Origin of the sequence: Actinomadura sp. NPDC048032, from assembly GCF_040653175.1 — a bacterium.
In the GTDB taxonomy this organism is placed as follows: Bacteria; Actinomycetota; Actinomycetes; order Streptosporangiales; family Streptosporangiaceae; genus Spirillospora; species Spirillospora verrucosospora.
Genome location: NZ_JBEZJP010000298.1, coordinates 1 through 10,258, shown reverse-complemented (window position 1 = coordinate 10,258; position 10,258 = coordinate 1). Strand labels below are relative to the sequence as shown.

The 10,258-nt window shown below is 72.8% G+C and carries 10 protein-coding genes; 5 read left to right on the top strand and 5 right to left on the bottom strand.

Features of this window, described 5'->3' with window-relative positions; genetic code table 11:
* A partial coding sequence (locus tag AB0C69_RS29710) for a helix-turn-helix domain-containing protein (RefSeq protein ID WP_360358427.1) occupies positions 1–794 on the bottom strand: 794 nt, incomplete at its 3' end.
* Positions 795–908: 114 nt separating this feature from the next.
* Here AB0C69_RS29710 and AB0C69_RS29705 point away from each other — a divergent pair.
* Positions 909–1,640 (top strand): SDR family oxidoreductase, encoded by a 732-nt coding sequence (locus tag AB0C69_RS29705; protein ID WP_360358426.1) that lies wholly within the window; start codon positions 909–911, stop codon positions 1,638–1,640.
* A 6-nt stretch (positions 1,641–1,646) separates the two neighbouring features.
* Here AB0C69_RS29705 and AB0C69_RS29700 read toward each other — a convergent pair whose 3' ends face one another.
* Both AB0C69_RS29700 and AB0C69_RS29695 read right to left on the bottom strand, forming a co-directional pair.
* A complete protein-coding gene (locus tag AB0C69_RS29700; RefSeq protein ID WP_345183146.1) occupies positions 1,647–2,894 on the bottom strand; it encodes a cytochrome P450 in 1,248 nt (415 codons plus the stop codon).
* A gap of 148 nt (positions 2,895–3,042) precedes the next feature.
* Positions 3,043–4,434 carry an aspartate aminotransferase family protein gene (locus tag AB0C69_RS29695; RefSeq protein WP_360358425.1) on the bottom strand — a complete coding sequence of 464 codons (1,392 nt, stop codon included), beginning with the start codon at positions 4,432–4,434 and terminating at the stop codon, positions 3,043–3,045.
* 162 nt (positions 4,435–4,596) lie between these two features.
* Between AB0C69_RS29695 and AB0C69_RS29690 the strand changes: the two genes are divergently transcribed.
* Positions 4,597–5,478, top strand: coding sequence for an alpha/beta hydrolase (locus AB0C69_RS29690; protein WP_360358424.1), 882 nt, complete (start codon positions 4,597–4,599; stop codon positions 5,476–5,478).
* Here AB0C69_RS29690 and AB0C69_RS29685 read toward each other — a convergent pair.
* The gene (locus tag AB0C69_RS29685) at positions 5,459–7,015 is read right to left on the bottom strand and encodes a GMC family oxidoreductase N-terminal domain-containing protein (RefSeq protein ID WP_360358423.1); all 1,557 of its coding nucleotides are present in this window, start codon (positions 7,013–7,015) and stop codon (positions 5,459–5,461) included. The two genes, AB0C69_RS29690 and AB0C69_RS29685, sit on opposite strands and share 20 nt — an antisense overlap.
* 179 nt (positions 7,016–7,194) lie before the next feature.
* Between AB0C69_RS29685 and AB0C69_RS29680 the strand changes: the two genes are divergently transcribed.
* Complete coding sequence (locus AB0C69_RS29680; protein WP_360358422.1) at positions 7,195–8,685, top strand: tetratricopeptide repeat protein; 1,491 nt, start codon at positions 7,195–7,197, stop codon at positions 8,683–8,685.
* Positions 8,686–8,715: 30 nt separating this feature from the next.
* Here the strand turns inward: AB0C69_RS29680 and AB0C69_RS29675 are convergent, their stop codons facing one another.
* Positions 8,716–9,288, bottom strand: coding sequence for a TetR/AcrR family transcriptional regulator (locus tag AB0C69_RS29675; RefSeq protein ID WP_360358421.1), 573 nt, complete (start codon positions 9,286–9,288; stop codon positions 8,716–8,718).
* 89 nt (positions 9,289–9,377) lie between these two features.
* Between AB0C69_RS29675 and AB0C69_RS29670 the strand changes: the two genes are divergently transcribed.
* Together AB0C69_RS29670 and AB0C69_RS29665 are read left to right on the top strand one after the other, a co-directional pair.
* Positions 9,378–9,749 carry a DUF4267 domain-containing protein gene (locus AB0C69_RS29670; RefSeq protein WP_360358420.1) on the top strand — a complete coding sequence of 124 codons (372 nt, stop codon included), beginning with the start codon at positions 9,378–9,380 and terminating at the stop codon, positions 9,747–9,749.
* 35 nt (positions 9,750–9,784) lie between these two features.
* A partial coding sequence (locus AB0C69_RS29665; protein WP_360358419.1) for a cupin domain-containing protein occupies positions 9,785–10,258 on the top strand: 474 nt, incomplete at its 3' end.

Below are 10,258 nucleotides of genomic sequence, written 5' to 3'. Positions count from 1 at the left end.
CGGCCCTGCGGGAGGCGCCGGGCTGCGGCCAACAGGACGGCGCCGCGTCCGCAGCCGAGGTCGAGCAGCCGTTCGTCGCCACGCAGGTCCAGCTCTCCGACGACGGGATGCGTCATGCGCTTGCGGCTGCCGCGCCTGATCTCGACCTCGCCCTCGTCCCAGAGCCGGGCGAACAGCGCGCTGCGGCCGGCGACCTCGGCGACGAGCCCGGAGATGCCGGCGTCGCCCGGATACCGGCCGAACGCCGCCCGCAGGTCGGCCACCAGCCCGCGGGCGAACCGCGTCAGGTACTCGTCGGCGCCGTACCGCTCGATGTCGGAGCCGGTGAACAGCCAGCGGACGACGTTGCGGTCACCGGGCGCCATCGCGGCGAACTCGGTCATGAGCGCCGCCGCGAGCGGGTTCCAGGCGATGATGTCCTGCCGGGCGCTCAGCACGTAGGCGGGTGTGTCGTCCAGCCGTTCGAGCAGGTGCACGATCCCCGGCGGGACGTCCCGCGAAGGGCCGCTCGGCGGTTCCGGCGCCTCGCCGGCGAGGCCGTGGAGGTAGGCGCGCTCGTCGTCGGTCAGCCTCAGCGCGCGCGCCAGCGCACCGAGGATCTGCCTGGACGGACGAGGCCCGCGTCCCTGCTCCAGCCGGATGTAGTAGTCCACCGACATGCCCGCCAGTCGCGCGACCTCTTCCCGGCGCAGACCGGGGGTCCGGCGGCGCGTCCCTCCCGGGAGCCCGACGTCGGCGGGCTGGATGCGGGCCCGCCGGGAACGCAGGAACGCCGCCGTCTCTTGTCTGTCCATGGCCTCCAGCATGTCCGATACTCCGGAGCGGCCGCCGGGTCGAGGGTGGTACGGCCGATCCCAGCTTCGGCCGGTCTCTCCTCAGCCCGGACGCCGCCGGTGAACCTGGACGGCATGACGACACAGATCGCACTCATCACCGGAGCCAACAAGGGCATCGGCTTCGAGACGGCCCGCCTCCTCGGCCGCGGCGGCGTCACCGTCCTGCTCGGGGCGCGGTCGGCCGAGCGCGGCGAGCCGGCCGCCGCCGCGCTCGCCGCCGAGGGGATCGACGCCCGTTTCGTCCGGCTGGACGTCACCGACGCCGACACCGTCGAGGCCGCCGCCAAGGGGATCGACGCCGAGTTCGGCCGGCTCGACATCCTGGTCAACAACGCCGGGATCACCACGACGGGGGCCACCGGCTTCCCGCCGAGCCGGACGGCGCCGGACCTGGTCCGGACCGCGTTCGAGACCAACGTGTTCGGCGTCGTCGCGGTCACCAACGCGATGCTCCCGCTGCTGCGCCGCTCCCCCGCCGGGCGGATCGTCAACGTCTCCAGCGAACTCGGCTCGCTGACGTTGCACGGCGACCCGTCCAGCCCGGTGCACGGCGTCAACCTGCTGCCGTACAACGCGTCCAAGTCGGCGCTGAACGCCGTCACCGTCGCCTACGCCAAGGAGCTGGCCGGCACCTCGGTCACGGTGAACGCCACCACGCCCGGGTACTGCGCGACGGACCTCAACGGCCACGCCGGGCACCGGACGCCGGAGCAGGGGGCGTCCGTGATCGCCGGGGTGGCCCTCCTCGGCGACGGCGGCCCGACGGGCGCGTTCCTCGCCGAGGACGGTCCCCTGCCCTGGTAGCCGGGCTCAGATCGTGTAGGGCAGGCGCTTGATCCCGTTGATGAAGTTGGACTCCAGGCGGTCGGGGTCGCCGGAGGCGCGGAGGGCGGGCGTGCGGCGCAGCAGCTCGCGGAACATCACGGTGATCTCGCGCCTGGCCAGGTGCGCGCCGAGGCAGAAGTGCGGCCCGGGCCCGCCGAACCCGACGTGCGGGTTCGGGTCGCGCAGGATGTCGAACCGGTCCGGGTCGGTGAAGACCGACTCGTCCCGGTTGGCCGACCAGTAGTAGAGGACGAGCTTGTCGCCCTCCTTGATCTCGTGCTCGTTCAGCACGGTGTCGCGGGTCGCGGTCCTGCGCATCCAGATGACCGGCGAGACGTACCGGACGATCTCCTCGACCGCGCCGGGCATGCGGCCGTCGAAGTCCTCGGTGAGCAGGGCCCGCTGGTCGGGGTTGCGGGTGAACAGGTCGAGGCCGTGGGCGATCGCGTTGCGGGTGGTCTCGTTGCCGGCGACGACCAGCAGGATGAAGAACGACCCGAGCTCCTGGTCGGTGAGGGACTCGCCGTCGAGGTTGGCGTTCACCAGGGCGGAGGTGAGGTCGTCGGTGGGGTTCGCGCGGCGCTGCCGCCCGAGGTCCTCGACCAGGCCGCGCAGCGTCTCGCCGGCGCCGAGCAGCGCCATCGCCATCTGCTCCGGCTCCGCCGTCGGGATGAACTCGGGGTCGTTGCCCGCGAGGATGACGTTCGTGGCGTCCAGGACGGTCCTGTACTGCTCCTCGGCGATGCCCATCATGTCGCAGATGATCTTCAGGGGGAGCCGGGCGGCGACGTCGGCGACGAAGTCGCCCGTCCCGCCGCCCGCCGCCACGTTCTCGACGATCTGGCCCGCGACCGCCTCGACCCGGTCCTCGAACCGCTGGATCATGCGGGGCGAGAACGCCCGGGAGACGATCCGCCTGATCTTGGCGTGCCGGGGGTCGTCCATGCTGATCATCGAGCCGAAGTACTCGTGCATGTCGCCCGGCATGTCCGGGATGCTGATGGCGCCCCTGCCGGAGCAGAAGTCCTGCGGGCGGCGGGACGCCTCGACGACGTCGGCGTGCCGGGTCAGCGCGTAGTAGCCGGGGCCCTGGGGGGCGATGACGATGTCCGGCTCCTCGTAGCGGATGAGGCCGGCGTGCCAGCGCAGCGCTTTGAAGGCCTCGTGCCGGTAGTCGTGCGGCCGCCGCCAGAAATCCCAGTCGGTCAGGTTGATGTCGTCGACCTTGAGCACGCGCCCACCACCTCGTCATGTCCGAACCCGATTCGGTTTACATGCACCCTCTCAAAGTAAAGATGCAAGCGCACACTGATCGGCGGGGTGACGCGCCTCACACCGGTTCGCCGGGGGGCGCGGCGCGCCCGCGCCCCCCGGCGTCCGGTCACAATCGCGTCCACGCCTCCTGGAGGACGGAGCGCAGGATCTGCTCGATCTCGTCGAAGTGCCCCTGGTCGCAGATCAGCGGCGGCGCCAGCTGGACGACGGGGTCGCCGCGGTCGTCGGCCCGGCAGTACAGGCCCGCCTCATAGAGGGCCTTGTCGAGGAACCCGCGCAGCAGGCGCTCGGACTCCTCGTCGTCGAACGTCTCCCGCGTGTCCTGGTCCTTGACCAGCTCGATGCCGTAGAAGTAGCCGTCGCCGCGCACGTCCCCGACGATCGGCAGGTCGCGCAGCCGCTCCAGCGTGCTCCTGAACGCGTCCCGGTTGCGCAGGACGTGCCCGTTCAGGTCCTCGCGCTCGAACAGGTCGAGGTTGGCCAGCGCCACCGCCGCCGACACCGGGTGCCCGCCGAACGTGTAGCCGTGCGCGAACATCTCCGTCCCGCCCTTGAACGGCTCGAACAGGCGGTCGGCCACGAGCATCCCGCCGAGCGGCGCGTACCCGGACGTCACGCCCTTGGCGAAGGTGATGACGTCCGGCGTGTAGCCGAACCGCTCCGCGCCGAACGTCGTGCCGAGACGGCCGAACGCGCAGATCACCTCGTCCGACACCAGCAGGACGTCGTGCCGGTCGCAGATCTCCCGGACGCGCTCGAAGTAGCCGGGCGGCGGCGGGAAGCAGCCGCCGGCGTTCTGCACCGGCTCCAGGAACACGGCGGCGACGGTGTCGGCGCCCTCGAACTCGATGACCTCCTCGATCCGGTCGGCGGCCCACCGGCCGAACGCCTCGGGGTCGTCGCGGTGCTCGGCGGCCCGGTAGATGTTGGTGTTCGGCACCCGGAAGCCGCTCGGCACGAGCGGCTCGTACGGCGCCTTCAGGCCGGGCAGGCCGGTGATCGACAGCGCGCCGTGCGGGGTGCCGTGGTAGGCGACCGCCCGGCTGATCACCTTGTGCTTGCCCGGCTTTCCGGTGAGCTTGAAGTAGTGCTTGGCGAGCTTCCACGCGCTCTCCACCGCGTCGCCGCCGCCGGTGGTGAAGAAGACGCGGTTCAGGTCGCCGGGCGCGAGGGCGGCGAGCCGCTCGGCCAGCTCGACGGCCTTCGGGTGCGCGTACGACCAGATCGGGAAGTAGGCCAGCTCGGCGGCCTGCTTGGCGGCGGCCTGCGCCAGCTCCTCGCGGCCGTGCCCGGCCTGGACGGTGAACAGCCCGGCGAGGCCGTCCAGGTAGCGGCGGCCCGCCGAGTCGTAGACGTAGGGGCCCTCCCCGCGGACGATCACCGGGATCTCGCCGCCGTCCGGGGCCGCCGAGTGCCGCGCGAAGTGCATCCACAGATGGTCGCGCGCCGCCCTCTGCATCGCGTCGTGCTGCTGGCTGGTCACGTCCGACTCCGTCATCACGATTCCCTCGGTGCGATCGATCCAGTTGCTCCGATGCTATGTGACTGCGGATTCCGCTGTAAATACATGGTGATACGCCGATATCCGAAGAGAGAGGGCCCTGCCGGTCCGGCGCCGCGGAGCCGCGGGTACCGTTCGCCGCGAACCGAGGAGGCGTACATGGGCGACATCACGACCGGATCGGTCAACGCGAACGGGCTCGACTTCGGATACCTCGCCGCCGGCCCCCAGGACGGGCCCTTGGCGCTGCTGCTGCACGGCTTCCCCGACTCCCCGCACACCTGGCGGCACCTCATGCCGGAACTGGCCGCCGCCGGCTACCGCGCCGTGGCCCCCTTCATGCGCGGCTACGCCCCCACGTCCGTCCCCGCGGACGGCGCGTACCAGAGCGGCGCCCTCGCCGCCGACGCCATCGCCCTGCACGAGGCGCTCGGCGGCGGCCCCGACGCCGTGGTCGTCGGTCACGACTGGGGCGCCTTCGCCGCCTACGGCGCCGCCAACGCCGCCCCGGAACGCTGGCGCAAGGCGGTCGCCATGTCCGTTCCGCCCATCTCGGTGATGGCGACCTCGTTCTTCGACTACGAGCAGCTCAAGCGCTCGTTCTACATCTTCGTCTTCCAGACGCCGCTGGCCGAGCTCGCGTTCGGCCGGTCGTTCGTCGAAGGGCTGTGGCGCGACTGGTCCCCCGACGACGGCCGCGACCGGTCCGCGGACGTCGACCGCGTGATGGAGTGCCTCGCCGCACCGGACAACGCCGCGGCGGCGATCGGGTACTACCGCGCGATGCTCGACCCGTCCCGGCTCGTCGACCGGTACGCGGCCGAGCAGCAGGCGACCACCATCGTGGGCGAGCGCCCCGTGCTCTACCTGCACGGCGCCGAGGACGGCTGCGTCGCCGCGGACGCGGTGGACCTCGACGCCGTCCGGGCCGCCCTCCCGCCCGGATCGCGGGCCGAGCGGATCGGCGGCGCCGGCCACTTCCTCCAGCTGGACCGCCCCGCCGAGGTGAACGAGCGCGTGCTCAGCTGGCTGGCGTCCTGACCAGGTCGGCGGCCTTCTCTCCGATCATGATGGCGGGGGCGTTGGTGTGGCCCCGGGTGATCTGCGGCAGGATCGACACGTCCGCGACCCGGAGCCCCTCGACGCCGCGGACGCGCAGGTCCGGGTCGACGACCGAGCCGGCGTCGGTGCCCATCCGGCACGTGCCGGTGGGGTGGTAGAGCGTCTCGGAGTGCCCCCGGACGTAGGCGGCCAGCGCGTCCTCGTCGTCCGCCCCCATGTAGGGCTCCATGACGTCGCCGACGAAGGGCCTGAGCGCGTCGGCGGCCAGCAGCTCCTCCGCGCGCCGCACGCCGTGCATCAGGCGCCGCAGGTCGCTCTCCTCCGTCAGGTACGCGGGGTCGATCACCGGCGGCGCGGCCGGGTCGGCGGACGCGAGCGAGACGCGCCCGGACGACTCGGGCCGCAGCAGCACGACGCCGAGCGTCACGCCGTGCTCGGTCGGCGGGGTGAGCCCGTGCGCGACGTAGGGGGCCGGCGCGAAGATGAGTTCGAGGTCGGGGGCGTGCAGGGTGGGGGCGCTCTTGGTGAACACGACCGCCTCGCCCACGTTGGAGGTGAACGGCCCGCGCCGCGCGAGCAGGTAGCGGGCGATGTTCGGCAGCGACTCCGCGCCCGCGAGCGTGACCTTCCTCGGGCAGTGCCGGACGACGCCGACCGACAGGTGGTCCTGGAGATGGCGCCCCACCTGCGGGGACTCCACGACCGGCTGCACGCCCGCACTCCGCAGGTGCTCGGGGTCGCCGACGCCGGACAGCATCAGCAGGTGCGGCGACCCGACCGCGCCCGCGGCCAGGATCACCTCGCGGCGCGCCGTGACGCGCCCGCCGCCGTACTCCACGCCGGTCGCCCGGCCGTCCTCGATCAGCACCCGCGACACCTGCGCACCCGTCACGACGGTCAGGTTGGGACGCTTCCGCGCGGGACGCAGGTAGGCGTCGGCCGCGCTGCACCGCCTCCCGCGCCGCTGGCTGACCGGCGTGAGCGCGTACCCCTCGTTGGACGGGCCGTTCAGCTCGGGCAACCTGTTGAGGCCGGTGGCGGCGCACGCCTCCAGGAACGCCCGCGTGGTCACGTTCGGGCTGCGCTGCTCGGAGATCGTGACCGGGCCGGAGGTGCCGTACACGTCGCCCTTGTTGCTGCCGACGCGCCCCTCCACGCGCTTGAAGTACGGGACGACGTCCTCGTACGACCAGCCGGGGACGTCCCAGTCGTCGTAGTCGTCGTAGTGCCCGCGCACCCACATCATCGCGTTCAGCGATGACGACCCGCCGAGCGTCCTCCCCCGCGGCCAGTACAGCTCGCGCCCGTCCAGCTCGGGCTGCCCGGCGGTGCTGTAGTCCCAGTCGTACTCGGTCTTGAAGAGCTTCGGGAACGCGGCCGGGATGTGGATCTCGCTCTTGTCGTCCGGGCCGCCCGCCTCCAGGAGGGCCACGGTGACGGAGGCGTCCTCGGAGAGCCGAGCGGCCAGGGCGCACCCCGCGGACCCGGCGCCGACGATGACATAGTCGTGTTCCATGGGGGCTCCAGCACTCCACGGGCCGCGGCACGGCCCGTTCTTCCCCCGGGCTTACCACCGGGAGGGGCCGCCCGTCCATGCGTGCGGAGCGGTTTCGGACGCATGGACGCCGGCGGGAACCCGGATCGGGCGCGCAGCGTCGATCCCGTGAACCTGTGATCACTCAGAGGGGGCGTGCGATGACCGAGTACCCGGCGGGATCAGTCGAACCGTACGAGCGCGGCCTGGAGGCCAGGCGCGGCGGGAACCTCGCGGAGGCCGAGAAGCTGCTGCGGGAGGCGTTCGAAGCCGGGCACCCGGGGGGCGCCCACGAGCTCGGGTCCCTCGCGGCGGAGCGCGGCGACGACCGGGAGGCCCTGGCGTGGTGGCGGCGGGCCGCCGAGGCGGGGCTTCCCGAGAGCGCCTTCGAGGTCGGCTACGGCGCTGAGCGGGACGGCGACCTGGAGACCGCCGAACGCTGGTACCGGCGGTCCGCCGAGGGCGGCTTCTCGGGCGGCGCCCTGAACCTGGGCATCCTGCTGGAGAACAGGGGCGACGTCGAACAGGCCATGGACTTCTTCCGCCGGGCCTGGGATCTCGGCTCGGACAAGGCCGCGTTCAACCTCGGCCGGCTGTACGACGACGACGGCAAGGGCGACCTCGAAGCGGCGGAGACCTGGTACCTCCGCGCCGCCGAGCGCGGCAACGGCGGCGCCGCGTTCAACCTGGGCTTCGTGCGCCAGGACAGGGGCGATCCCGCCGGGCGGCTCCAGGCGTGGCGGCTGGCCGCCGACCTCGGGCATCCCAAGGCCGCCTTCTGCCTCGGCGACCACGCGCAGAAGGCGGGCGACGAGAACGCCGCCATCGGCTGGTTCCGCAGATCGGTGCAGGAGGCCGGCGCCGAGCACGCCGCCCGCAGGCTCGGCGACCTCTACCGGCGCCGGGGCGACGAGCGCAGTGCCCGGTTCTGGTCGGAGTTCCTGAGCGGGCTCAGCTGCTACAGCCCGGAGTTCGAGGCGTTCGCCAGTGCGGGGTCGGCCGCGGCGATCCAGCGCCAGAACGTCCTCAACACCGCCGTCGGTGACGGCGACATCGCCTTCGACGTCGACGCGCGCACCATCACCGCGGGCGGACGCACCCTCCACGGCATGACGTTCCTCGGCAGCTTCTCCCACGTGAGCGACACGTGGCTGTGGGCGTGGGCCAACCCGCACTACGGCGCCGGCGTGCCCGCCGTCGCCCCGCTGGCCGCGGTCCGCGAGCACGGCGCGCGCCGCGCCGTTCCGGAACTGACGGCGGGACGTCTGGACCTCTCCGGCTTCCCCGACCCGCACCAGGCCGCGACCACCATGGCCATCGCCGCCGCCGCGCTGCTCGGCGGCAACGGCGTGCAGAGCTGCCGCGTGAACGACGGGCAGGGCTCGTTCTACTTCCACGTCGACGACCCGGCCCTGCCCGCGGCCGAGTTCGACCCGCTCTCGGCGACGCGCCTGATGATGACCGCCGCCGAGATCTTCCCCACCGAGCAGCGCCGCGTCGTGCGCGGTTTCCTCACCCACCACGGGTGCCGGATCCGGGAGAGCGAGGAGATCATCGAGGGCGTCGCCCCGCAGGGCGGCCAGGTGACGGTCGCCTTCACCCCCGACGGCGCCATCAAGGCCACCAGCGCGGGCCGCACGGCCGCCGGCTGACCGGCCCGCCTCCGGCCGCGGCGGGCGGGGTCAGGCGGAGAAGCGGCGGAGCAGGAGGGCCGTGCGAAGCTCGTGGTGCTCGCGGTGCATGCGCCCGTCGCGCATCAGGATGAGCAGGCCGTGCAGGCCGCTCCAGAGCGTCTCGGTGAGCACGTCCACGTCGTCCCCGCCCGCGAACGGCCGGACGGTCTCGCGCAGCTCGCCGAACGCCTCCTGGAGCGCGGGCGGCGCCTCGGGGGTCGCGAACGGCAGGTCGACGTCCCTGACGAACATCACGTCGTAGAGGGCGGGCCTGCGCTCCGCGAAGTCCGTGTAGGCCGCCGCGACCCCCGCCAGCGCCTCGGCGGGCCCGGACGCCGCCGTGCGCGCCCGCCGCAGCTCGTCCGCGAGCTCGGCGCACCCCTCGACCGCGACCGCCGCCATGATGGCGCCCTTGCCCTTGAAGTGGCTGTAGAGGACGGGCTGGCTGTACTCGATCTCCGCGGCGAGCCGGCGCGTCGTCACCGCGTCCCAGCCCTCGCTCTCGGCCAGCTCCCGCGCCGCCGTGATGATCAGCTTCTCGCGTTCCGCCCGCTCTCGCTCCCGGCGTCCCTGGATCGACATGGCAGTGATCCTAGCATTGCTAGCCATCCTGTCGGCGCTATGCTAGCGTCGTTCTCGTTCCTAGCACTGCTAGCACTAACGGAGACGCCATGCTGACCCCCATCGCCTACGGACTGGCCGTCGTGCTCGCCCTGTTCTGCGTTCTCATCGGCGCGCGGTTCCTCACCGCGCCGTACCCGGCGGCCGCCGGGTACGGCGTCCCCGCCAAGGCCGACGGCGACATCGCCTACCTGAGGATCAAGGGGCTGCGCGACCTGACGACCGGCCTCCTCGGCCTCGCCCTGATCGCTTTCGCCGGCGCCCACGCCGCGGGCTGGTACATGCTGGTCGTGGCCATCGCACCGCTCGGCGACACCCTGATCGTGCTGCGCCACGGCGGCACGAAGGCCGTCGCGTTCGGCGTCCACTTCGCCACCGCCGTGGCCGTGCTCGCCAGCGCGGCCCTGCTCTTCGCCGTCTGACCCCCCTCCCCTGTCCCGGACAAGGAGCCCCTCGCATGTCGCTGATCTCACCGGACTTCGACGAGTCCGTGATCGTCCGTTCCGCCGAGGCCGAGGTGATCGGCCGCTCCCCCGTCACCATCAGGCTGCTGGCCGACAGCGGCTCGACCGGCGGCGCCCTCTCCACCCAGCGCGTCACCCTGGCCACCGGCGCCGACGGCGCCAAACCGCACCGCCACGACGGTTCCGCCGAGATGTTCTACATGCTGGACGGCGCCGCCCAGCTCCTCTCGGGCGAGCAGGTGGTGACCGCGGAACGCGGCGACCTCGTCGTCGTCCCGCCCGGCCTGCCGCACGCCTTCGCAGCGGCCCCCGGGGAGAGCGCCGACATCCTCATCGTCATCACCCCCGGCGTCGAGCGCTTCGAGTACTTCCGCCACCTGGAGCGCATCGCCTACGGGAAGGGGAGGACCGCGCGTTTGGGGTGGCCGGGCGCCGGTGGCAGAGGCCTGGTGGGAGGGGCCGGCGGG